Origin of the sequence: Vibrio sp. 11-4(1) (genome assembly GCF_013048625.1) — a bacterium.
GTDB classification, from domain to species: domain Bacteria; phylum Pseudomonadota; class Gammaproteobacteria; order Enterobacterales; family Vibrionaceae; genus Vibrio; species Vibrio diabolicus.
On the sequence record NZ_VHSY01000006.1, the window covers coordinates 243,062 to 267,056 of the forward strand.

Here is a 23,995-nt window from a genome sequence, read left to right on the forward strand (position 1 = left end):
TTCAGGTTTGGTTGTCTACTAAGCTTTGCGGATTTTGGCTGGTAATGATTGACGAGCCGCGGCTCCTACCACCCAGTCTAACAACACGCCTTTCCCTTCTCGGGTTGGGTCAATTAATCCGATGTCGTTAATGTTGACACCATCTTGGCTGCGAGTTTTTACGGGTTGCTGTTTATCGCCGATCCAGTGCGAGCGTTGTCCTAGCTCGGTATGACCAAACCCATGTTCAAATCCTAGTGTGCCAGGGCGAATCCCGCTGACTATCATCGCAAGTGCTTTGGTGCTTGCAGATGGAGTCTCGATAACAAACTCATCACCCGTTTTAATGTCTGCGCGTTCGGCATCGATTGGATGGATGTACACTGGGTTTACGCCTTTTATCGAGTTCAACCTTGGCGATAGGTTGGATACCGCACTGTGAATGTTGGATTTAAAGTTAGTCAGGCTGAAAGGCCATTCTGAGCTTGGGAACTGGTCTTCCATTGGTGTGCCGTCGGCCATTTTTTGTGGATGCCATGTTGGGCAACCGGTGTAGAAATCACCGGTCATGGTGTTTCTTGCGCTGCCGACACGTTCATTCCATATCGCAACTGGTCGTGTCCATTTGTGCTTCATTTGCTCACCTTGATACGCTTCGGTTGCATTTTCAAAGCGTCCACCGCGAGCAAAAATAAACGCCACACGTTTCATCTCATCCGCTGTCAGCGTCTTCTGCATGGCTGGCATTAAACGCTCTAGGCCGGACCACGCAATGTCTTCTGCCGAAACTTCAGGCACGCCGCCTTTCACATACGCCAAGTTTGCCGCGGAACGTAAGTAGAAATCTTCAGCGCTGTGGAGAGCGTGCCAATTCCCTTGCGCATCTTGAATCGCGTTGTCACCAAAGCCGCCTAGTTGCATTTTCTTGGCGACATCAATCAAAAAGTTTTCTAAGCAAATCGAACGACCATCGGCGGTTTTCTCTGTTCGCGCTTCCACAATCGGCCAGCGAGCGGTGACGGTTTTCACCGGAACGTCGTGCCAAGGCGTTGCCATACCCCAGCTTTCGTAAGTAACGGTGTCTGGCACAATGTAATCCGACAATGCGGTGGTTTCGTTAATGAACGCATCAACAGATACAATCAAACCGAGTTGTTTTGGATCTTTAAGCTTATCTTCCAGCAGCGTTTTCAAACCGGGTACACCATACATTGGGTTCGCCATGTGGTTGATCCACGCTTTAACGCGGTATGGATAACCATCAATAGCCGCAGATAGGTGCTCTGTCAGCAGTGGCGCGGCAAACGGATACCAAGGGGCGCGAGTTGGGTAAGGGGATTCACCTGCCTCAACGCGACGTTTGTATTCGCTGGTTTTGTGGTATGGGAATTTACTGCGCGACAGAAAGACGCCTTTCGGGCCGACTTTGCCAGCAAATTTGGTGAAGTCGTAACGAGGACCCGCAGCGGAAGTTGGGTAGCCACCCGCTTTGGCCATAGCGCCGCCTTTCATATTTATGTTACCAATCAACGCATTGAGCATCATGATGGTAAACGAGTTATAGAACCCATTGGTGTGCATGTTGCCACCGTGGGTATCGACCACCGCTTTTGTTCCGTGACTGGTGAAGCGCTTTGCTAGTTCAACAATTTGTTCGACAGGGATTTCACATTGTTGGCTGTAGAACTCAAGACTGTATTGGAACGCCTCTTCTTTGAGTCTTTGTAGGGAAGATTTTACGCGCACTTTGCCTGATGCAAGCGAAACCGTTTTATCGACAAACAGTGCCGCTTCTCCTGTCTGGGTATGCACACCAAATTCGCCGCTTTGATCATCCACGATGACGTACGGGTCGGAATCAGACAACGCTTCGCCCTCGAATGGCAGATTCAGATCCGACGCGCGTAAAAACGTGCCGTTTCTCGGGTGCTGCTCATCGCTTATCACGAGATGCGTAGCATTACACCAGTGCGCGGTGCCTGCTCGCTTCATCGCGTTTGCCCCCGGCTGCGCTAAGAAGGTTTTGTTGTAGCGTTGGTTTTCGATAATCCATTGGATCATGCCAAGCACGAGGGCAGAATCGGTGCCCGGTTTGATTGGTACCCAGCGGTTGTTGTCACCTGCCGCCAAGCTCGATGAACCCGCAGGCAAACTTGGTGTGATGATGGTGTATTCCAAGCTACCTTCTGTTCGCGCATTGGCGAGTTGGCGCGCCTGACGTTTAAAAGGGTTGCCAGCTTGAGCTGGCGACATACCGATGAAGATGATGTATTCCGCATTATCGAAGTCTGGTTTTAAATGGGCAAATTTATCCAAATCATTCATAAATGCACCGTTGCCAGCACGAAATGCGTAGCCGCAGTACGAACCGTGATGCCCAAAGTTACGCGTACCAAAGCTGTTGAACGCGAAGCGTTTGAAGATGTCGTCTCGGCCTTCGTTACCAGCATTGGTCATTAACAGTTGATTGGCTTTCGGGCCATATTCTGGGTTTTCAGGATCTACGGGCGTTGTTAAATCGCGAATGTCGCGTAAGCCATCAACATGGCCTTCACCAAATAAATCACCACCTTCCACGACTTCTTCTATCAGTTGCTCGTAGCTGATCGGAATCCATTTTCCTTCGCCGCGTTTGCCAACTCGTTTCAGCGGCTGAGTAATGCGGTACGGGCTGTTGCGAATTTCTAGCATCCCGTTTCCTCTCGCACAGGCGGTGGAACGGCCGTCAAGGCCCGCTTCTCCTGTCAAACTTAAATAAGCATCTTTGACTGGCGTTTCGAAAGGAATGTGTTGTTGATGAGAGAGTGGGTGATATGGGTTGCCAGTGATGCGCAAGATCTCGTCGTTGTGGTTATCAATGCGCACACGCAATCCGCACAGTGACCAACAGCCAAAGCACATGGATGGAGCGACGCGCTGATTTGGATTCGGGATCAGGTTACCTTTGTTGTTGACCGTGTATTCTGGTTCAAGCGAGTTACCGTGGTGAATATCACGCGTTTTTTCTCCTGCAGTGCCTTCGAGCGCACCCTCGACCATGTGTTTGGTGGTGGTGGCGTAACCTGCAGCGAATGCGCCAAGCCCACCCACTGCAATGCCTGATTTCAAAAACTGACGGCGTTTGTTATCCATGATGAAATCCTCTTTGATTAGCGTTCAATTAAGGTGAGTGATGTTGGTGTCACTTCGGAGTTTTGCTTTGGCTGGATTAACTCTGATCCGAGCAATGCCAGTGTAAGCCATAATCCGAGCATCCCGATAATGCCTATCCAGCCATTTCCATCCATAGTGAGTTGGTATGGATACAGCCCTGCATCGAACTTGGCGATGGTTTGTACTTCCATGATGGTAAACCAGCGAATCAGCCACGCACTTGCCAACGTGATCAACGACAGACAAAACGTGCCCATGACACGATACATACGAGACGTTGTTGACGATTTGGCGTTTCTCATCGTCATAAGCGCGAAGATGATGCTGCCTAAAATAACCAAAGTGAGCAGAGCTATATTTTGTATCCATTGCTCGCTGGAATAGAGTGAAAATGCGGAATTGTTGGATGCCCAAATGGGTAGGAGAATCAGCGTCAGAACGCCGCTCGTTACCACCGATTTTTTCAGTAAATTAGTATCGCCAGATGTCAGCGTCTTTGACTGACTAGGCAGCAAGAGCCAAATCAGCAGAGCGAAGCCGACTGCGCCCATAAAAGCAGTAACAAACCAAAGAATCGGTGACGCTGGTTGGTGCCATAACGAGCGTGATTTTACGACCGCAATTTCAGCGCCTGTGTAGACTGCAATGGTTATGCCTGATAGCACAGTGATGGCAGATACCATAAGCATGGCTCTACGAGAGAGCACCCATTCACCCAGTGACAGCTTTGAAATTAGAGGCAGTACTTTCCCTGGCTGATTACGTAAGTTGAACAGATCCTGGCGGAGATACAGCCATGCAGTCACTACCGCTAAACCTGAGAAAACAGGCAAGAAAAGCGATCCTAAAGACATCCATGACCACGGCGTGATGTGCGCGTAAAAATGCCATGCGCGTCCCGGTTGGTGTAAATCACCAGTTAACGCTAATGGCCCCACGATGGCGCCGATGGCCAGCGTCAGCACAAGCGCAGCGCGCAGTCTGTGGCTGGTGTGTTTTTCAAATAATAGGGCGATTAGGAATAAAATAGCAGCCGCATAAGCCGAACCGATGTAGAAGAAATATTGTACCGCCCACGGGAGCCAAGCCATCGCTTGAGGTTGGACTAACACTTCGCTGATGTTCATGCGTGCTCTCCTTGTGGGTCGTAAATAGCTGGCTGCCCGTCGATATGGCTGGTAAAGCGTTCATCCATGCCGATGTAAAACACGTGTGGCTTGGTCTCTTCATTGGGTTTTAGCACTTTGATGTCGTCTTGGTGCTTCGCAATTAAGCGGCGGACTTCACTTGATGGATCATTCAAATCACCAATTATACGTGCACCGCCAACACAGGTTTCCACGCAGGCAGGCAATAGACCTTGTTCTAGACGGTGAGCACAGAAGGTACATTTATCTGCGGTGAGGGTGTCCTCATTGATAAAACGCGCATCGTAAGGGCAGGCTTGTACGCAATACGCGCAGGCGACGCAGCGACTGTTATCCACCATGACGATGCCATCTTCGCGCTGAAAGGTCGCTTGAACCGGACACACAGCCACGCAGGGTGGGTTTTCGCAGTGGTTACAAAGGCGAGGCAGCATAAAGGCTTTCGCTTCTCGCGTGGCTTTCGAACCGTCATCCAGCGTGACTTCGTACTGCTTTACTGTGGTTCGGAACTGACCGATAGGCGCTTGGTTTTCAATGCTGCAACCCACAGTGCAAGCCTGGCAGCCGACGCACTTTCGTAAATCCACCACCATGGCATAACGTTTCCCCACTTGTCCTTTTCGATCGGCGGACTGGTTATTGCGAATAATGTTTCCCGCGGTTGCCGTGCCAATGCCCGCGACTGGAATTAACGCGGCTCCAGCTGTGACCGCGCTGAGAAAGCGACGTTTGGTGGAATCCATAACTCACCTGCTTTTTTGTTGTATTTGAATTGACTGATTCCATTGTGAGAAATGCACCGCGAGGCTTATATTGTGGATTTCCACATACCCAGATCAAACTTGATCTAAAACAAATGTGGTTTAGGGAAGGTAGCTGTTATTCTTGCTTCATTATTTTCGAAGGAACGATTCGACTCATCATGAAAAAAGCACTGTGGCTTCAGCTTTGGATTCTTTGCTTGGTTGCCTTGGCATCTTTGGCTCAGGGTGCTGTTTCTGAACAAGCAGATCTGCAAGAGCAAAAGGCAGTGCAGCCAGAGGCCAAGCAGAAAGTCGAAGTGGGCGTGTTAGCGATACGTGGTCATCTTTATGCTGAGCAGAGATGGCAACCGACCATTGATTGGCTCAATCAGCAAATTTCTGATGTGCATTTTGTTCTTCATCCCCTTAACTTGGATGAAATGGGCCAAGCGGTGAAGTTTCAGACGATGGACTTCATCTTAACTAACCCTGGTCAGGCAGTGCGATTGGGTAGGCAATACGCGCTATCGTGGATGGCAACGCTAACCAGTCGAGCGCCGCAAAATTCGAACTACGGCATTGGTTCGGCGCTGGTGGTTCGAGCCAATTCAAGCTATCAAATATTGCAAGATGTCTCAGGGCTTCCTGTTGCGGCTGTATCAGAAAAAGCCTTTGGTGGTTACTTAACGTTGCGCTATCAAATCGTGGAAATGGGTCTTAATCCGAACGATTTCTTTGCTGATGTCCGTTACCTCGGCTTTCCTATTGATGCCAACCTGTATCAATTGCGTGATGGCAATGTGGAAGCCGCTGTCGTCCCTGCTTGTTTATTGGAACAGATGCAAAATGAAGGTCTGTTACAGCAAGGTTATTTTCGAGTCCTAAATCAACAGCTAAATGAACATTCTTCGTGCGCTGTTTCTACGCCGTTATATCCAAACTGGTCCTTTGCCAAAACAGAGCGTGGCTCAGCTCAGCTCGCCAAACAGATTGCGCAAGTCTTGCTTGCTATGCCGCCAGATCACCCTGCGATTATTGCGGCAGGCGCGTCAGGTTGGACGTCACCCGTCAGCTTGCTGAGCATCGACAAACTCTATCAGGCTCTAGACCTCCATCCGTTGCAACAACCTTGGTGGAGTGAGGCACTGCGCTGGCTGCGTAGTCATCAGGAATGGGCGTGGGCGCTGTTCATTTTTGTGATTGTATTGAACGCTTACCACTTTTGGCTTGAGTATCGATTTAGCAAGAGCAAGCAAGCGTTGGAGCAGACATCGTTACGTTTAAAAGAGAAAAGTGAACAGTTAGAGCATTCACAAAGAGTTGCGATTGTCGGTGAAATCGGCACCAGTCTTGCCCATGAGCTCAATCAGCCATTGGCGGCCATTCGCAATTACAGTGAAGGCGGTTTACTTCGCTTGGCCAAAAAACGCCCTCATGAAGATATTGTCCCTGTGTTTGAGAAAATACAGGGGCAAGTTGAACGAGCCGATGCAATTATTCAGCGCTTAAGAACGTTGATTCGTAAGCGCAGTGTCGACAAAGCGCCGTGCGATCTTCAAGTTCTTATTGATGACACGATTGAGTTGCTCCATTTTCGAATGCAGAAGCAAAATATTTCGATTGTGACCAGTATAGAAGGGAACGTCTGTCCGGTACTTGTCGACGCTGTGGGCGTTCAACAGGTTTTAGTTAATGTGATCAGTAACGCGATTGATGCGTGTACTTTGTTCCAAGAGAAATATCACTCGTCAGGTTATCAAGGTAAAATTGCCCTGCATAGTGACTACCAAGTCAATCAACTTTCCATTCGAGTATTGGACAACGGCACAGGGTTGCAGCAAGAGAATCCAACTCAAGCGTTTGTGAGTAGCAAAGAAGAGGGGCTCGGGCTGGGGTTAGCCATTTGTCGTGATGTAATGGAAATGCATGGTGGCGAGTTTCTCATCAGCTCGACAGCGCCACATGGCTGTTTGGTTGAGCTCGTGTTTCCATATCAAAACTAATCTGAACTAGGCATAGGAGCATTCAATGAGCAGCGGTGAAAAGCAGCTACCTGTTTTTGTAGTCGACGATGATGAATCGGTGCGTGACTCGCTCGCTTTTATGTTGGAAGAACATGACTTCAACGTCACCACTTTTGCTGATGGGCAGTCTTTCCTCGATGAGGTGGACGTTCAGCAAGCGGGGTGTATCATTCTTGATAGTCGAATGCCAAATCTTCGTGGTCAGCAAGTCCATCAAATTTTAAATCAAGCCAACAGTCCCTTGGCTGTTATTTACCTGACGGGGCATGGTGATGTCCCGATGGCGGTCGATGCATTGCAAGCTGGCGCGGTCAATTTTTTCCAAAAGCCAGTCAAAGGAGATGAGTTGGCACAAGCCATTTTGCAGGGGCAAGTGCAGTCGGCTGCAAACCTTGATATGGCGGCGGCAAAATCGGCGTATGAATCGCTCACTCCCCGAGAAAAAGACATTTTACGTTTGATCATTGAAGGCAAGCGCAACATTCGTATTGCTGACGAACTTTGCATTGCAATGCGCACGGTTGAAGTACACCGCGCTAACCTATTGAAAAAGTTCTCAGCGAAAACCGTCGCAGAGTTGGCATATATTTATGGCAAGCTAGATTAGAGCTTAGTGAGTGAAGCTTCTTAATGTTATTTGTGGATACAACTTGAGCTTTATGACGACTCGCGTATTATCTTCTTCGTTCCTACTTTATCTGAATTCTTATGAGTTTATTGACTAAACGACATCACACACCACATAAACGGGTGAAATGGCTACTAGCGATTATTGGCTGGGTGGTTGTCGTGTGTCTGATGCAAAATTCAGGTTTTGCATCGTCATGCTCTATGAAGTACGAGACGGTATCGCCTGCTGTTTCACTTACTGATGAGGGGTCGAGCGTCAAGTCGATTGATGCTAAAGAAACCAGCAAATGCGAATTGTCTGAAAAGTTAATTCAATTTTCTCAACATCAACTCGATGCATTTATTGTTGTTCTGTTTGTCGGTCTTTTGGCGTCGGCTATTTGGATGTGCTGCGCTTATATTCGCGCACAACATTGGACGGAGCCGATAGGTCGTAAGTATCGAGTCCATCTGACTTTCTGTGTATTCCAAGAATAAAAACGTGCTTTCTGACCAATAACGTCAGCGATTTAGCACATTTGTTTTTATTATTAGGAATTACTATGAATCAAATTACCAAACTGACTCAGTTCGCGTCTATGTTCTTTATGACGCTGGCTTTGAGTTTGTTCTCTCTGAATATTTCAGCACAAACTACCGATACCGGTTGGATGACCAATCCACAACATCCTCCAGTGCAAACGCGCTTTGTACTAACGGGTCAACAAGATCCGCAAGCCAAAACACTTACAGGTTATTTGGATGTCAAGTTAACCGGAGACTGGAAAACTTACTGGCGATCGCCGGGCGAGGGTGGTGTCGCGCCATCTATAGATTGGCAAAACTCGCAAAACCTGAGCAAGGTTGATTGGCAATGGCCATATCCGCAAAAGTTCGAGTTATTGGGCATTGAGACTCTCGGTTACAAAGGCGACACTTTGTTCCCAATGATGCTGCATATCGACGATATGTCGAAACCCGTCACGATTGATGCAGTGCTCACGCTTTCTTCCTGTACGACGATTTGTGTGCTGACGGACTACCAAATCCAATTGACGTTCTTACCTTCTGAGCTGAAAGTGGACGAAGACGTGATGTTCAGTTACGCCCAAGCGGTGAGTAATGTTCCTCAATCTTCGCCTTTTGTTGAGGTCACGCAAACAAATTGGGATGCGACTCAATCCAAATTACAAATCAAACTAAAGAACACGCAAGGTTGGCAAAATCCTCAAGTGTTGGTGGATGGTGTTGGTGATGCGATTCGTGACTACAGCTTCAAGTTGGATGGACTTCAGCAAGAAGGTGATATCGTCACAGCAAATTACTCGGTTGATACTTGGCTGGGTGAGGTAGAGCTTAATGAACAATCGTTATATGTTTCTATCAAAGATGATAACTTGCTGGTCGAAGAGGTAACACAAGCACAAGCAGGAGCGGTTACATCGTCACTGCCAACTACCTCTTTAGCGAGTATTTTCTTATTTGCACTGTTAGGCGGTTTGATTTTGAACATCATGCCGTGTGTGCTGCCTGTATTGGGGATGAAGCTCAGCAGTATTGTGGCTGTGCATGGTGTAGAGCGCCGTCAAATTCGTACCCAGTTTATCGCTTCTTCTCTGGGGATTCTCACTTCGTTCTGGCTGATAGCTGGATTCATTTTGGTGTTGAAGCTTACGGGTAACGCGATCGGTTGGGGCGTGCAGTTCCAAAGCCCTTGGTTCCTAGGATTGATGGTACTAGTCACTGCTTTGTTCGGCGCCAATATGTTGGGGTTATTTGAAATCCGTCTGTCATCGGGTACTAATACATGGCTCGCATCGAAAGGTGATAACTCTCTAGTGGGTCACTACGTTCAAGGTATGTTCGCCACTTTGCTTGCGACACCTTGTTCCGCACCGTTTTTAGGCACTGCCGTTGCTTTTGCCTTGGGCGCGGACGTATTAACGTTATTTGCAACCTTTACAGCATTAGCATTGGGTATGGCACTGCCTTGGATCTTAGTCGCTGTGTTTCCAAGTATCGCGCTAAAACTACCAAAGCCCGGTCCATGGATGAATGGCGTTAAGATCGTGTTTGGCATAATGATGTTGGCAACCAGCGTTTGGCTACTTTCATTAATGGCAAATCATGTACCGATGTTATGGATTGCACTCATCGCTGTGGTTGCTTTTGTCGTCATGATGGCAAGAATTAAGCGTGTGTATGGTGAGAAAGCACTTGCTGTATCAGGGACCGCATCGTTAGTGTTAATAGCTGGCGGCTTACTACTTGGCAGTGTCACTGCTGACCAATGGGCAACGCCACTTCCGGATGATCTAGCTTGGCAAAAGCTTTCTAATTCAGCGATTGAAGAGCACGTCAATAATGGGCGAGTGGTGTTTGTGGATGTGACTGCGGATTGGTGTGTCACGTGTAAAGCGAACAAGATCGGCGTGATCTGGCAAGATCCTGTCTACTCATTGCTGCAAAGCCCTAATGTGGCGACGTTAAAAGGGGATTGGACGCATCCGGACGGCTCGGTAACGGACTTTTTACGAGCTAATGGGCGTTACGGTGTGCCGTTTAACATCGTCTATGGCCCGGCGGCGCCACAAGGTATCCCGTTACCTGTGATTCTGACTGATGATGTTGTTTTAAGCGCGGTGAAACAAGCGAGTGGGGGATCCATTCAATGAGTTCGACAAAGCAGCGTAGAACAGTCCGGTATTGGCTCGTTCAAATCGTACAGATGGTGCTCATTGTCACCGTTATTTCTATCGCGATGGATTGGTATCGCACCAAAGATATTCCCAAACAGGAGGCACCACCATTGAGCTCCGTATTGAGCGATGGTGAATACTTCGATGCAATCGCGCAAAGTCATGAACAACCTGTCGTTGTTTATTTTTGGGCGACTTGGTGTCCCGCTTGTAAATTTGTAAGCCCAAGCGTGAGCTGGCTGAGTGATGACTATGCCGTAGTTGGCGTTTCTGGCTCATCGGGACCGAATGAGCGCGTGACGCAGTTTATGCAGGCAAAAGAATATCGTTTTGAAAACATAAACGATCCTTCAAGCGATATTATGCGTGAATGGAAAATTAGCGTGACTCCAACCATTTATATTTTAAGAAATGGTGAAGTGACCTCTATTACGACAGGCATCACAACGCCGATAGGAATATTGGCGAGAATTTGGTTAGCTCAATAACTAAATAAAAATCCGATATTCAAATACTGAATATCGGATTTTTTTATTTTCTCGCTCCAACGGGAATCATAATGTGTGCGTATGGGGTGCCTTTCCACATTACGTATGGGCCACCATAACTTGGGTCGGTTGGTAGAGAGTCGAGCAACGCTTGGTCTGGGGTAATAATCATCAAGTGTGGTCCTTCCACAATCCATTGATTATCGTCCGTCATCCCTTCTGCAAATGGGTCGGTGTTACTGGCACCGCCATCACCCGCTAACATGTAAGAAATACCTAATGCTTTGGCTTGGAAAGGTTTTTTGTTCATCCAAGCGTCTGCCCATTCCATCCAAGGACCATCCATACACATTGGCGCTGTGCCTTCCAATTGAGGAGGCGTTGGGAAGCAAGTGTATTGGTTAGAACCTTCTTGCAGAACATTATTGTTCCAGTCCATCACTGTTACTTTATCGCGAATAGTCGGTGGTGCAGCACTCAGTGCATCTTCTAAAAGTGCTTTTGAATCATCGGCTGCGAATGCGCCAAAAGCGCAGCTGACCGAAACAACAGCAGTTAAATAAGGAGTTAGTTTCATAAATTAAACCTCAAGTTAATACAACATGAGAATTTGAGCACTTTAATTATAGGTTGATATTAAAAATAAGAATCATTATTTAAATGGAAAATAATAAGCGATAGGTTTGTTATGTTAATTTAAATATTGTTTTTATATACAGCGAATAGAATGATGAAAATAAGATTAGCTGAATAATCGAAGCAGATTATCAGGACATATTTTTTCTTTATGCACTCAAAAAATTCCATCGGAATCACGGGCTAGTACTTTTCAAAATTTCATCTATTTCTAGTGGTTATCGCTGAATAACCAGTCGGTTACGTTTCATAGAAAAATAGCTATTTAATAAGCGCCTATGTGTATATTGCGTGTTACATTCGAGCATCGTTCTGGTTATCAAGGACGAAATGATGGATGTTTCAATACCACGATCCGGATGGACAAGATTTGCCCCGAAATACTTATAGTAGATCGGTGGAGCATACGGCATATACCGAAAGTGAAGTTGAACAACTCTGTCAGCAGGCGGGGTTGCAAGTGGTTTCCTTAGAAAATGTGATTGGTTACGTATCTGGTGTTGGTTATGTGTGTCGATACTTGATGCTAGAGCTGAAAAAGTCACACAGCTAAAATAAGTAACAAACAAGGACTGTTTTTGAAAACACAAGATTTAACCGAGTTCGGTTCGGGCATTGAATACGATGCCCAATACGAGCAGCATTACCATCACGACATTATTTTCATCACAAGGTTAATCGAAGAAACCAATGCTCGAAGTGTACTGGATGTCTGTTGTGGTTCCGGCATTGTCACGATTCCAGTCTCTGAGCAACTCAACGAAGCCATTGGCATTGATATTTCTGAAGGGATGCTCAAACACGCAAAGGACAAAGCCAAAAGCAGGAGTAACTTGCGTTTTCTTCATCTCGACGCACCCCAGTTTTCGTTAGGTAAGAAGTTTGACCTAGCCATAATGACAGGGAATGCATTTCAGGCCTTTTTAAGTGACGACATGCTGGCAGGCGCACTAAGCTCAATATCAAAGCACCTCGAAAAAGGTGGGCGATTTGTCTTCGATACGCGGTTACCAACGCCAGAGAATCTAGAATTGGATCATGAGATGGCGCTGTGGCAAACCTATGTTTCTCCAACCTATGGTGAAGTGAATTATTTCGGTATGAAGGCCGAGTATGACTTACAAACGTCCATCATGTATTTGAAGAAAGAGCGTCATTTTGAAGGTGGAACGATTGAGCATTCCAGCATTGATTTAAAATATCTTCCGCTGGAAGACATAGAGGTTTTCCTTGAACAAGCGGGATTCAGAGTTATAGAGAAGTACCAGTCTTGGTCAGCGCAAGCATTTGAGGCGAATGCCAACTCGCTTGTCTGTGTGGCTGAGAAAATATAAACCAATGTTGAGGGATACAATGCAAGGGTTTCGAATTACTACGTTGTTGGATGACATGGATTTAGGCGCTATCTACGAGTTCATTTCAAACAGTTATTGGGGAAAGGGCATTCCAAGAGAACGCCTTGAGAAGTCATTGCGCCATTCGCTCTGTTTTGCGGTTTTGGATGATGAAAATCAACTCGTCGCTTTTGCTCGGTTAATTACCGATCGCACCACGTTTGCATATCTTGCCGATGTGTTTGTTGTGGAGGCACACCGTGGTAAAGGCATCAGTAAGTGGTTGCTCTCAGAAATTGTTGCTCATCCAGAACTACAAGGCTTACGCCGTATGATGCTTGCAACCCGCGATGCTCATGGGTTGTACGAGCAGTTTGGGTTCACTCCTATTGCTCCAGTAGAAAACTTCATGCAAATCTGGAAACCGAATGTTTATCAGAGCTAAATCATGATGAGAGTTGAATCTCAACAAGTGGCAATCAGATACCTCAAAACAACAGACGCTGCTCCTCTGTTTGAAAACTATTTAGGCGATGAACAAGCATGCCACTTCCTCAATCGCCAAGCCCACCAAAATGCTAACCAAACCCTTGAAGCTATCGAAAGATGGCGCGCTCAATATGATCAAAAGTCCCCCAATCTATTAGTCTTCGCTATTGAAGAACTCACTTCTCAAACTCCTATAGGCTGTCTGGTGCTGATACCTGAGCAAGACAGCAGTGAAATCCATTTTGGTATTTCTGCTCGCTATCAGGGAAAAGGCTATGCAACCCAAGCCTGCAAACTTGGCGTTGTTTACCTGCAAAGCTTGGGTATAACGCGCATTCGCACTGCCCCGCATATTGGCAACCACGCGAGTATTCGTGTGTTGGAGAAATGTGGCTTTATCAGCCAAGGCATTTTAACAGCGCATGCGGTTTTTCCTGCTTTAGGACGTGAGGCGCAAGACTGTATGGATATGCGATTGGAGGATACAGAACTGCGCCATTTTGCACACTGTTCAGAATGAAATGGGTGGCGGTTGAAACGAGCGGTTACAGAGCTTGTTAGTCGCCATCGTAGACTGCGTCTTTGCTGAGTGATTCGTCGAGATTTTTTAATCTTTGATTGTCAGAGGCGACTGACAAAACCATACCAACTGTGACAACCAAACCGCTATTAAAGCAGGATATTATTCCTTCAACTTTGTGTTTTAGGAGTAGTCATTAGACTACCCAATAATTGTTGGAATAAATAATGACGAAACGTTGGCTTGTCTCCGCTGTGAGCATCGCGCTGCTCGGCGGTGGTACGTATTTCTATCTCCAATCTGCTGCTCAACCAGAATTGCTGCCTACATTGATTGTGGAAAAAGGCACGATTGAAAAACAAGCGGTGGCTGTTGGTAAAATTGTCCCTGCACACTCCGTATCTATCAAGTCACAAATCGACGGTATCGTCGGTGAAATTTACGCGAAAGTTGGTGAAAAGGTGAAGCAAGGCCAGCCGCTGATCAAAGTGCGTCCAAACCCAACTCCCCAAGCATTAACGGATGCATCGGCAGAACTCATGCGTAGCGAAGCCGAGCTGGAATCCGCCAAACAAAAACTGTCCAACTTAGAAAGCTTGGTCAAGCAGGACATTATTCCAAGTAATTACGACGAATACGTAAGTGCGCGCTCGGCAGTCAAATCTGCGCAAGCGGACGTATTGCAAAAGCGCCAGAATCTCGAACTCATCCGCAGTGGTGAGGCGTCTATCGGTGATGCACGTTTAACGTCGACGATCTACGCGCCAATTGATGGCACGGTACTCAACCAGAAAGTTGAGGTCGGAGAGCCGATCATCTCGACTCAATCAAGCCAAGCAGCGACTGAAATGATGTCATTGGCCGACATGAACAGTCTGATTTTTAAAGGTAGCGTCAGTGAGCATGATGCTGCGCAGTTGTCTCCGGGAATGCCCGTTATGTTGACGGTGGCGCCTTATCCTGATGTGGCGATTTCTGGTGTGCTAACCAAAGTGGCGATTCAATCTGAGAACCTCAACTCACCAGAGGGCAATGCTTCGGCAAAAAGTTTTGATAACGGTTTTGAGGTTGAAGTGGGAGAACTCAAGATCCCACAAGATGTGTTGCTTCGTTCTGGTTTTTCATCGACGGCTCAAATCATTCTAAAGAAGTCTGAAAACGTGCTCACTCTACCGGAGCGCGCTCTGCAATTTGATGGTGACGCACCGAATGTTCTGATCCCCGACAGCTCAGAACAAGAGTTTCATAAACAACCTGTGAAACTCGGTCTGTCAGATGGCATCAATGTCGAAGTGCTTGACGGCGTGGAGCTTGATGAAGAGGTTATCGACAACAGCATGATGGGAGCGGCACATGGTTAAGCTGCAACGATCAAAAATCGCCTTTGCATTGTTGGCTGCCACGCTCAGTTTGCCGACCTACGCAATTTCTATTGAACAAGCTTGGCAACAAGCAAAGCAGAACGATCCTAATTACGAAAAAGCGAAAATCGGCGTCCTGCTTGGCGAGGTTGGCGTACAGAGTAGCCGCAGTGCGTTATTGCCGGGTTTAAGTGCCAGTGCGTCAGCGGATTGGAATGAGTCCTCAAGCCATTCGAACAGTTACGGCGCTACCTTATCTCAAACTATTTGGGATAGCAGTTTGTGGTCGGAACTGGATCAAGCGAATGCCAATTATCTCAAAGCACAGTTAGAGCTATCTCAATCACATAACGAGCTTGCGCAGAAGTTGCTCACCGCTTACCTAGATGTGGCAAGCGCACAGGGCGACCTCAAATTGGCGCAGTCCAAGCTGGAGGAGGGGAAAGAACTTCTCAACATCATCGAGAAACGCTATCGAGCAGGCAAAGTGAAGTCGGTTGATGTTGAAGAGATGCGAGCGAATCAAGTCTCTGAGCAAGCAAGTATCCTCAATGCAAAAGCCGATCTCGAAGTGAAAAAAGCAGAGCTTGCGGCGTTAATCAATCAAATGCCGGAGAGTGTCGACCAAATTCGAACGGATTCTTTAATTCAGCCGCCGATGCTGGTGGACTCTCAGGAGCAATGGCTAAAGCTGGCGAAAGACAGCAGTCCAGAGCTGTTGGTGGCGGCGCAGATGGTGAAAGCGAGCGAGTTCGCCAAAGATTCAGCTAAAGGTGGATACTACCCAACCGTCAAAGGCAGTGTGGGCTACAGCGATGGTGACAATCGTTCAAGCGGCGAGTTTAACGCAGGGATTAGTTTGAGTTTGCCGATTGACCTCAATGGTGCAGTGCGAGCGAAAGTGGACGAAGCATCGTTGAATATTTTAAATGCCAAGCAAGATATGCGTAGAGTGGAAATTGATATTCAGAAACGAGTTATTCAGCAGTTTACGCAGGTCGATATCAACTGGAATCAAGTTTTGATAGCGAACGAGCTGGTTGAGTCGCGCGCCAGAGTGTTGCAAAGCAAAGAGAAACTTTACGACGCTGGCCTGCTTGAAGTGTCGGAAGTTATCAGTGCACACAACAGCTTGTTTGAGGCGAAAAACAGTCTGCAAACCAACTTGTACAGCTACTGGCGTAAGAGAATCGGCTTACTGCAAACCGCAGGGAAACTCGATGACGATACCATGGCGTTGATCTCTCGAGCTTTTCATTCATGAGCAGTCTATTGCAACAAACTTGGCAAACGTTGATGGCGCATCGCATGAAGAGCGTGCTAGCCATTATCGCGATTGCTTGGGGCGTGATCTCTGTGGTGGTGTTAATCGCACTTGGCGAAGGCTTTTATCGCCATCAGACCCAGTCGTTTTCATTTATGATCAACAATGTGCAAGTAGTGTTTCCGTCGAGTACCAGTAAACCGTGGCAAGGGTTACCTTCAAGACGACAAATTGATATTCCACAAGAAAAAGTCGACATGATCAAACAGTCGGGCTTCGTGCAACAGGCGTCGAGCGTTTACGCCAAATGGGATGCGAATATCACCAATCTCAAAGGACAGAACTTATCGAGTACGGTCAGAGGTATTGATACGTCTTACTTTCCTTTAATGCAACGCAAACTGCAATCCGGTTCGAGAAACCTGTCACCAAGTGATATGGACAACCACACTCGCGTGGCGGTGTTAGGCGATCAAATTGCGCAAATGGGCGGAATCCAAATCGGGGATAGGCTCAAAGTCAACGGCATTCCGTTTTTGGTGATTGGTGTCACCGTCGGTGAGGACGCTGGCATTTCATTCGGCGATAGCCGCACGGTTTTCATTCCTCAAACAACGTACCGCGATTTGTGGGATGCGAAACCTTGGATGGTATTGATGAAGCCGAGAGATGGGATTGATGCACCGTCGTTTCGACAAAATATCGTGAACTTTTTCGCCAAGCAGCTTCATTTTGACCCAAGTGATAAAGATGCGGTCGAATTACCTGATTTTAGTGAAGGTGCGGCGGTCATCAGTGGAATTTTGCGTGGCATTCAGATTTTTCTCGGAGCGAGCGGCGCGATGACCATGGCGGTCGGTGCGCTTGGCGTTGCCAACATCATGTTTTTATCTGTCACGGAGCGCACGCGTGAAATCGGTGTGCGTTTGGCGATCGGGGCAACTCAAAAATCCATACTCAGTCAGTTTATTCTTGAAGGGCTTATTTTGGTAGCCGTGGGCACGGCATTAGGTCTGATGTTTTCGTATGCCGTGGTATCTGTCTTAAGCAGCATGGCATTACCGGAATGGATTGGTTTACCTGTGATCACGCCAGATTCCATTGCTTGGTCTTTACTTGTGACGCTTATCTTGGCATTGATGGCATCATATTTCCCAGCAAGGCGAGCATCGCGTCTCACGCCAGTCATTGCTTTGAGTGCGAGGGCCTAGTCATGTTGTTACCGATGAGACAAATTTTCCAAGAAATGGCCGCAGAAAAGCTGAGATTGGGTTTGACCATTCTGGCTGTAGCGTGGGCGACCCTCTGTATCGCTGCTATGTTGGCGGTAGGTGAGGGTATTCGTCAGGGCGTATTGAAAACCGCACAAAATGGTAACGGCAACTTGATCTATTTGACCGGAGGGATGGCCACCGTCGACCATGGTGCTTTTCACCAAGGTAAATTTCTGACATTAAAAATGGACGATTCAGAGATCGTTCGAGCGTTACCCGATGTCAAAAGCGTTGCGCCAACTGCGAAGTGGAAAGAGCGCATCACCGTTGGTGACAGAAGCTCATGGCAAGAGCCGTTAGCAGTCACGAGCGAGTTTCAATCCATGACCAATTTGGTGCCGATGGCGGGGGGACGATGGTTAAATCCACTCGATCAAAAAGAGACGCGCAAAGTCGTTGTACTGGGTTATGAACTGGCAGCCGACTTATTCAACCCGAATGAGGACTTTAGTTGGTTTGCGACAGTCACATTGCAAGTCAACCCTGTGGGGCAAAAGGTAAAAATCGGCAATGAGGAGTTCACCGTTGTGGGCGTCTTGGAGAAAAACAGCGCCCAAATAGAACAGGGGGATCTTATCAACTATTCCAGCTTTGTGCCGTTAGCGACGTGGAAGCGATTTCATGTCAACGGTGAAATTGGTGGCATCAATGTGCAGCCACAAGCGGATGTAGACCGAGAAGTCTTAGCAAAGACGATAAGGCAAGTGATTGCCCGTAAACACGGGGCAAGTGTCAGCGATGAGCAGATCGTCCAAGTTGATGATATGTTCCTTAAGCAAAAGAGTATGCAGCAGTTTCTGATAGGTTTGCAGAGTTTTCTTGGCATTATCGGCTTCGTCACGTTAGCTGTTGCTGGCGTCGGCATTGCCAATGTGATGTATGCCACCGTAAAGCGATCTACGCGTGATATCGGTGTGCGCATGGCAGTCGGTGCAACCCCAACGGCTATTTGCATGCACTATTTAGTGCAGTCTTTATTGACAATGATGATGGGGGGCGCGCTTGGGTTAGCCGTGACGTACGCGCTGGTGTCTGCCATCAGTTCCATTCCTTTAGAGGGCAATGCCTTTTATGAACAATTGGGTAAACCTGTCCCTGAGTTGTCGTGGGTCGTTGTCGCGATTGTCATCCTCACCTTAGTGATCATTGGTGTGGCATCTGCATGGTTACCTGCAAACCGAGCCGCAAAAGTCAGCCCGTTGGAGGCGCTACAAAGTGAATAACAATAATAACTCTGGAGAGAACATGTCGAACAAGCCGCTTGTTGAGCTGACCAACATCTGTAAATACTACTCAAGCGGGGAGGCGGAAGTTCGCGCGCTAGACGGCGTTGACTTAACCATTAATCAAGGCGAGTTTCTTTCGATTCTTGGCCCGTCCGGTTCGGGTAAGTCAACGTTGATGAACATGCTCGGCTGTTTAGATAAGCCCACCGATGGTGAGTACCAACTTGGCGGCCAAAACGTCGCAAGTTTAAGTGCGAATGACCTGGCTGGCATTCGTAACCAAAAGATCGGATTTGTCTTCCAAAGCTTTAACTTATTGGAATACGCGACGGCGCTCGATAACGTGGCACTGCCGTTGGTTTACTCTGGCATCAAAGCCAAAGAACGTCGCCAGCGCGCAGCTAAATTGCTAGAGCAAGTCGGGCTAGGGGATCGTTTAGATCATAAACCAAACCAGCTTTCTGGTGGTCAAAAGCAAAGAGTTGCGATTGCAAGAGCCTTGGTCAACGATCCGCAAATCATCTTAGCGGATGAACCAACGGGTGCATTGGATTCAAAATCCGGCGCGGAGATTGAAGCCTTGTTCAACCAACTCCATGCCGAAGGTAGAACGTTGATCATCGTGACGCACGATAACGCCCTCGCAGAACGCACCAAGCGCATCATCACTATCAAAGATGGCAAGGTGATTTCGGATAGGGTGCCGGTAGGGAAGGAGAACGCAATTTCTCACTGCTAAGCTAAATAAGATCGATGATTTGAATTTGGGCAGCTATGGATGCTGACACCATAACTGCCTAAGTTCGATTGGTATGAGAGCTAACGGGCGAATGATACCGGTTAATTTTTTGTTGGGCGTTTATTTTGAAAGCACGTCGGAAGAAGCCAATAGAGGCACTCGAATAGATACCGCACTTAAAGCAATGTTATGAATCATTTGATCGGTAGTCGTACAACAATCTTCAATGATGGAAACGTTGTATTTTTCCGCTGCTTTTGAAATTGCCGTATGTGTCACGCAATTTTGCGTCATCATTCCACAGATCAACAATTCATCTACGCCGTTCCTTTCTAGCGCTTGTTCGAGGTCCGTTTGATAAAAACTGTCAGCGTGCTGTTTTTGAATGATCTCGGCGTCAGGACATATTGAGATGACGTCGGGATGAATCTCCACACCAACACTGCCTTCCTCAAAGAAAGGAGCTTTCCCTTTAGGGGCCGAAGATACATGTTGAACAAGGAATATCGGGATATCTTGTGCTTTGGCTTTCGCCATCAACTGCTTAATGTTGTCCAAAGTGGTATCGGTATTCCACAAAGGAAATCGGCCATTCGGGAAATAGTCGTTTTGTATATCGATTACAAGTAATGCGCTGTTGCTCATGTTCAATTCCTGCTGATTTTGGTTCACGTCTTGCCAAATTATGAGTAACTTGCTGCATTATTTTTAGAGTCTAAAATGACATAAAAGAAGTCAAAAACGACAAATTAAAGATGATCAAAATAACGATTGGAATCTGCAAGTATCCCTCAGTATTGAAGTCGGCAGTTTATGGCTTTGAAGAGATGTTTTTACTGGCCAACAGAATATGTAAGGAACAGAACATTGAGGTTGTGTTTGAGCCGATTTTAATTCCGCATACAGACCTAACAGAAGAACGACTAACGGTTGTTTTCCTGCCACCTGCGTCACTTGATAATTACTATTTAGTTCCTGATGAAGCGTTGATTAAATGGCTTAAAGCGCACTACTCACAAGGGGCGGTGTTATCTTCTGCATGTGCAGGAGTATTCATTCTTGCCGCAACCAATTTGATCGATTCGAGAGAGGTCACAACCCATTGGGCATTGGCGGAAACATTCTCCCAAGCCTTTCCTAGCATTGCGCTGGATAGCAATAAGATATTGATCAATCACGGTGACATAGTAACGGCGGGTGGGATGATGTCATGGTTAGACCTTGGCTTTGAGCTGATCGCGAAATACGCTTCGCCGGGTGTTGTGCGTCAGCTTGGAAAAACGCTGGTTATTGATACCGCTCAGCGAGCGCAGAGCTACTACCAACAGTTTCATCCATCGTTTTCTCACGGTGATTATGCGATTGTTTCCATTCAACAAATCATGCATCAGCGCTATGCAGAGCCTTTGTCCATAAAGCAGTTAGCAAAGCAAGCCAACCTTACAGAACGCACGATGCAACGACGATTTTTGAAAGCGACAGGATACAACCCTAATCAATACTTGCAGCGTCTTAGAATTCAGAGCGCATGTGATTTGTTAGAAAGCACACAGCATTCCTTTGATTCTATAAGCCATCAAGTTGGTTACGAGGATACGAGCGCATGTAGGAAGGTTTTCATAAACGTCATTGGTTTAACTCCGCGAGAGTTTAGAAAACGATTTGCTTGAGTCTTGTTTGAATATGTAGAGCAACTCGGTGAAGTTGCGAGTTTCAAGTGAAACCGCAAAGAATGGAAGTATGCGTAGGTCCATTTCTCTAGTCATGAATTTCTTTCATGTTCAATGTGAAGCAATACCAATATTACTCAACTCGTGAAGCAAGTATAAAAAAAGGACTGCTCTGGTGTTAGGCACTGCGACCGTCATTTTTAGAACGAACTGTTCGTCGTAAGTGCTGTTGAACCTAACGATTGGGAAAACCAAAAAACAAAAATGTCCCCATGCACAGAGTTAGGAAAAGTCTGCTTTATCTAAGGAAATAGGATACCAACTCACGATGAATAACGATTTCACATTTGCTATCAAAAGCATTCGCTTTGATGAGAATTACCAACCATCAGACAACACGCGAATCACTACCAACTTTGCTAATCTGGCTCGCGGAAACTACCGCCGAGAGAATCTGCGCAATGCACTCCGAATGATCGACAATCGTTTTAATGCGTTGGCATATTGGGATAACGCGCAAGGTGACCGCTACTCAGTAGAGCTTGAAATCATCTCTGTTGATATGGGTATCCAAGGCAGTGGAGAAGCCTTCCCAACGATTGAAGTGCTCAAAACTAACATTGTTGACCACAACACTAACGAGCGCATCGAAGGCATTGTGGGTAACAACTTCTCTTCATACGTGCGTGATTACGACTTTAGCGTTTTGCTGTTGGACCACAACAAAAACCAGCCACAGTTCAGCATCCCAGCGAACTTTGGTGATTTGCATGGCAAACTGTTCAAAGCTTTCGTTAATTCTGAGTCTTACAAACAGCATTTCAAAAAGCTGCCTGTGATTTGTTTGAGCGTATCGGACAACAAAGTATACCGACGCACCGAAAATCAACATCCTGTTTTGGGCTTTGAATATCAGCCGAACGAATCTTCGTTGACGGAGCAGTACTTCAAAAAGATGGGCTTACAGGTGCGCTACTTTATGCCACCAAACAGTGTCGCACCATTGGCATTCTATTTCTTCGGTGACTTGCTGAACGACTACTCAAACCTAGAGCTTATCAGCACGATAAGCACGATGGAGACATTCCAGAAGATTTACCGACCTGAGATTTACAATGCCAACGCGGTTGCCGGTAATTGCTACCAGCCAAACCTAAAAAACCTAGACCACTCGCTAACTCAAATCGTTTACGACCGAGAAGAGCGCAGCCAACTGGCGATTGAACAAGGGAAATTTGCCGAGGAGCATTTCATCAAACCTTATCAATCTGTGCTTGAACAATGGTCTGCAAACTACGCGTAATCGACAACGAGAATCTAGAAAGGAATGACGATGAAAACACTATTACCGACTTCAACGGCTGGCAGCTTACCGAAACCTTCTTGGCTGGCAGAACCAGAAAAACTTTGGTCACCGTGGAAACTGCAAGGTGAAGAACTGATTGATGGCAAACGCGATGCGCTACGTGTCGCTTTGCAAGAACAAGAACTGGCAGGCGTTGATATCGTCAGTGATGGCGAGCAAACTCGCCAACATTTTGTGACGACCTTTATTGAGCATTTAAGCGGTGTAGATTTTGAAAACCGTAAAACGGTGACCATCCGCAACCGTTATGAAGCAAGTGTTCCGACTGTGATTGGCCCAGTAAGCCGCACAAAGCCCGTGTTTGTTGAAGATGCCAAGTTCTTGCGTCAGCAAACTAAGCAACCTATCAAGTGGGCGCTACCAGGCCCTATGACGATGATCGACACGCTTTATGATGATCATTACGGTAGCCGTGAAAAGCTGGCTTGGGAATTTGCGAAGATCCTCAATCAAGAAGCGAAAGAGCTTGAAGCGGCAGGTGTCGACATCATTCAGTTTGATGAGCCTGCGTTCAATGTGTTTTTCGATGGTGTGAACGAGTGGGGCATTGCATGTTTAGAGCGTGCGATTGAAGGGCTGAAATGTGAAACGGCGGTGCATATCTGCTATGGCTACGGCATCAAAGCGAACACGGATTGGAAGCAAACGCTAGGCACTGAATGGCGACAATACGAAGAAGTATTCCCTAAATTGCAGCAGTCGAATATCGATATTATCTCGCTCGAATGTCATAACTCACGAGTGCCTATTGAGTTACTTGAGTTGATTCGCGGTAAGAAAGTGATGGTTGGTGCGATTGACGTTGCAACCAACGAAATTGAAACGCCAGAAGAAGTGGCGAATACACTGCGAGAGGCATTGAAATACGTTGATGCCGACAAGCTTTACCCATGTACCAACTGTGGTATGGCGCCTTTGTCTCGTGAAGTATCAACCGCTAAGCTTAATGCGCTAAGTGCGGGCGCGGAGATCATTCGTAAAGAGTTGGTGGGTTGATATTAAGACTTGGGCTCGACACCATAAACTAAAGTTAGGGTCATTCCAGCGAGTTTAAGTGATACTAGGAACCTGCTAATAGCTCGCTAGGAAATGGCGATAACTTTCGCACTTCAAAGCACGTGGTTAGTAGATCCTGAATCACGCTCGTTCCTCGCTGTTCAGGATGACGGTTGTTGAGATATACGTTACTCATGTACACAACTATTTGGTTTGTATCCAAAGTTGGGTCATTCCAGCGAGTCTAAACGAGACTAGGAATCTACTAACAACTCAC

21 protein-coding genes and 1 pseudogene are annotated in these 23,995 nt (G+C 46.9%); 17 read left to right on the top strand and 5 right to left on the bottom strand.

Going from position 1 to position 23,995, the window contains the following annotated elements:
* Positions 1-18: 18 nt before the first annotated feature.
* From FKN16_RS14130 to dsrO, 3 genes are read right to left on the bottom strand one after another with little or no spacing between them, the layout of a single operon-like run.
* A complete protein-coding gene (locus FKN16_RS14130; protein ID WP_170902952.1) occupies positions 19-3,111 on the bottom strand; it encodes a tetrathionate reductase subunit A in 3,093 nt (1,030 codons plus the stop codon).
* A gap of 17 nt (positions 3,112-3,128) precedes the next feature.
* On the bottom strand, positions 3,129-4,259 hold the full coding sequence (gene nrfD / locus FKN16_RS14135) for an NrfD/PsrC family molybdoenzyme membrane anchor subunit (RefSeq protein ID WP_170902953.1): 1,131 nt from the start codon (positions 4,257-4,259) through the stop codon (positions 3,129-3,131).
* Positions 4,256-5,023, bottom strand: coding sequence for a sulfate reduction electron transfer complex DsrMKJOP subunit DsrO (dsrO, locus tag FKN16_RS14140; RefSeq protein ID WP_170902954.1), 768 nt, complete (start codon positions 5,021-5,023; stop codon positions 4,256-4,258). The genes nrfD and dsrO overlap by 4 nt, the downstream gene beginning before the upstream one ends.
* Positions 5,024-5,202: 179 nt before the next feature.
* Here dsrO and FKN16_RS14145 point away from each other — a divergent pair, with 179 nt between their 5' ends.
* The 5 genes from FKN16_RS14145 to FKN16_RS14165 all read left to right on the top strand — a co-directional run bounded on the left by FKN16_RS14145 (position 5,203) and on the right by FKN16_RS14165 (position 10,843).
* The gene (locus FKN16_RS14145; RefSeq protein WP_170902955.1) at positions 5,203-7,026 is read left to right on the top strand and encodes a sensor histidine kinase; all 1,824 of its coding nucleotides are present in this window, start codon (positions 5,203-5,205) and stop codon (positions 7,024-7,026) included.
* 25 nt (positions 7,027-7,051) lie between these two features.
* The gene (locus tag FKN16_RS14150) at positions 7,052-7,654 is read left to right on the top strand and encodes a response regulator (protein ID WP_170902956.1); all 603 of its coding nucleotides are present in this window, start codon (positions 7,052-7,054) and stop codon (positions 7,652-7,654) included.
* Positions 7,655-7,755: 101 nt separating this feature from the next.
* A complete protein-coding gene (locus FKN16_RS14155; protein ID WP_053808871.1) occupies positions 7,756-8,154 on the top strand; it encodes a hypothetical protein in 399 nt (132 codons plus the stop codon).
* 65 nt (positions 8,155-8,219) lie between these two features.
* Entirely contained in the window at positions 8,220-10,331 is a 2,112-nt protein-coding gene (locus FKN16_RS14160) for a protein-disulfide reductase DsbD domain-containing protein (protein WP_170902957.1), read from the top strand.
* Positions 10,328-10,843 (top strand): protein disulfide oxidoreductase, encoded by a 516-nt coding sequence (locus FKN16_RS14165; protein WP_170902958.1) that lies wholly within the window; start codon positions 10,328-10,330, stop codon positions 10,841-10,843. The genes FKN16_RS14160 and FKN16_RS14165 overlap by 4 nt, the downstream gene beginning before the upstream one ends.
* Before the next feature lie 43 nt (positions 10,844-10,886).
* Here FKN16_RS14165 and FKN16_RS14170 read toward each other — a convergent pair whose 3' ends face one another.
* The gene (locus FKN16_RS14170) at positions 10,887-11,420 is read right to left on the bottom strand and encodes a hypothetical protein (RefSeq protein ID WP_170902959.1); all 534 of its coding nucleotides are present in this window, start codon (positions 11,418-11,420) and stop codon (positions 10,887-10,889) included.
* A 399-nt stretch (positions 11,421-11,819) separates the two neighbouring features.
* Between FKN16_RS14170 and FKN16_RS14175 the strand changes: the two are divergent.
* The 9 genes and pseudogenes from FKN16_RS14175 to FKN16_RS14215 all read left to right on the top strand — a co-directional run.
* Positions 11,820-12,032 (top strand): annotated as a pseudogene (locus FKN16_RS14175) (class I SAM-dependent methyltransferase); the annotation flags it as partial.
* 25 nt (positions 12,033-12,057) lie between these two features.
* Positions 12,058-12,813, top strand: a complete 756-nt coding sequence (locus FKN16_RS14180; RefSeq protein WP_170902960.1) for a class I SAM-dependent methyltransferase — start codon at positions 12,058-12,060, stop codon at positions 12,811-12,813.
* A 19-nt stretch (positions 12,814-12,832) separates the two neighbouring features.
* A complete protein-coding gene (locus FKN16_RS14185) occupies positions 12,833-13,258 on the top strand; it encodes a GNAT family N-acetyltransferase (protein WP_167394170.1) in 426 nt (141 codons plus the stop codon).
* A 3-nt stretch (positions 13,259-13,261) separates the two neighbouring features.
* A complete protein-coding gene (locus tag FKN16_RS14190; protein ID WP_170902961.1) occupies positions 13,262-13,822 on the top strand; it encodes a GNAT family protein in 561 nt (186 codons plus the stop codon).
* 227 nt (positions 13,823-14,049) lie between these two features.
* Positions 14,050-15,183: an efflux RND transporter periplasmic adaptor subunit gene (locus FKN16_RS14195; protein ID WP_170902962.1), complete on the top strand. Its 1,134-nt coding sequence runs from the start codon at positions 14,050-14,052 to the stop codon at positions 15,181-15,183.
* Positions 15,176-16,447, top strand: a complete 1,272-nt coding sequence (locus FKN16_RS14200; protein WP_170902963.1) for a TolC family protein — start codon at positions 15,176-15,178, stop codon at positions 16,445-16,447. The genes FKN16_RS14195 and FKN16_RS14200 overlap by 8 nt, the downstream gene beginning before the upstream one ends.
* The gene (locus tag FKN16_RS14205; RefSeq protein WP_170902964.1) at positions 16,444-17,658 is read left to right on the top strand and encodes an ABC transporter permease; all 1,215 of its coding nucleotides are present in this window, start codon (positions 16,444-16,446) and stop codon (positions 17,656-17,658) included. The genes FKN16_RS14200 and FKN16_RS14205 overlap by 4 nt, the downstream gene beginning before the upstream one ends.
* 2 nt (positions 17,659-17,660) lie before the next feature.
* Positions 17,661-18,944 (top strand): ABC transporter permease, encoded by a 1,284-nt coding sequence (locus FKN16_RS14210; protein WP_170902965.1) that lies wholly within the window; start codon positions 17,661-17,663, stop codon positions 18,942-18,944.
* Positions 18,945-18,966: 22 nt separating this feature from the next.
* Positions 18,967-19,686 (top strand): ABC transporter ATP-binding protein, encoded by a 720-nt coding sequence (locus FKN16_RS14215; protein WP_170902966.1) that lies wholly within the window; start codon positions 18,967-18,969, stop codon positions 19,684-19,686.
* Positions 19,687-19,806: 120 nt separating this feature from the next.
* Here the strand turns inward: FKN16_RS14215 and FKN16_RS14220 are convergent, their stop codons facing one another.
* Positions 19,807-20,331, bottom strand: coding sequence for a cysteine hydrolase family protein (locus FKN16_RS14220; protein ID WP_020840996.1), 525 nt, complete (start codon positions 20,329-20,331; stop codon positions 19,807-19,809).
* 110 nt (positions 20,332-20,441) lie between these two features.
* On the opposite strand from FKN16_RS14220, the gene FKN16_RS14225 reads away from it, so the two are divergent.
* The 3 genes from FKN16_RS14225 to FKN16_RS14235 all read left to right on the top strand — a co-directional run bounded on the left by FKN16_RS14225 (position 20,442) and on the right by FKN16_RS14235 (position 23,718).
* On the top strand, positions 20,442-21,356 hold the full coding sequence (locus FKN16_RS14225) for a helix-turn-helix domain-containing protein (protein WP_170902967.1): 915 nt from the start codon (positions 20,442-20,444) through the stop codon (positions 21,354-21,356).
* Between the two features lie 328 nt (positions 21,357-21,684).
* A complete protein-coding gene (locus FKN16_RS14230; protein WP_104971928.1) occupies positions 21,685-22,659 on the top strand; it encodes a DUF1852 domain-containing protein in 975 nt (324 codons plus the stop codon).
* A gap of 30 nt (positions 22,660-22,689) precedes the next feature.
* Positions 22,690-23,718 carry a methionine synthase gene (locus FKN16_RS14235; RefSeq protein WP_170902968.1) on the top strand — a complete coding sequence of 343 codons (1,029 nt, stop codon included), beginning with the start codon at positions 22,690-22,692 and terminating at the stop codon, positions 23,716-23,718.
* The last annotated feature ends 277 nt before the right edge of the window (positions 23,719-23,995 follow it).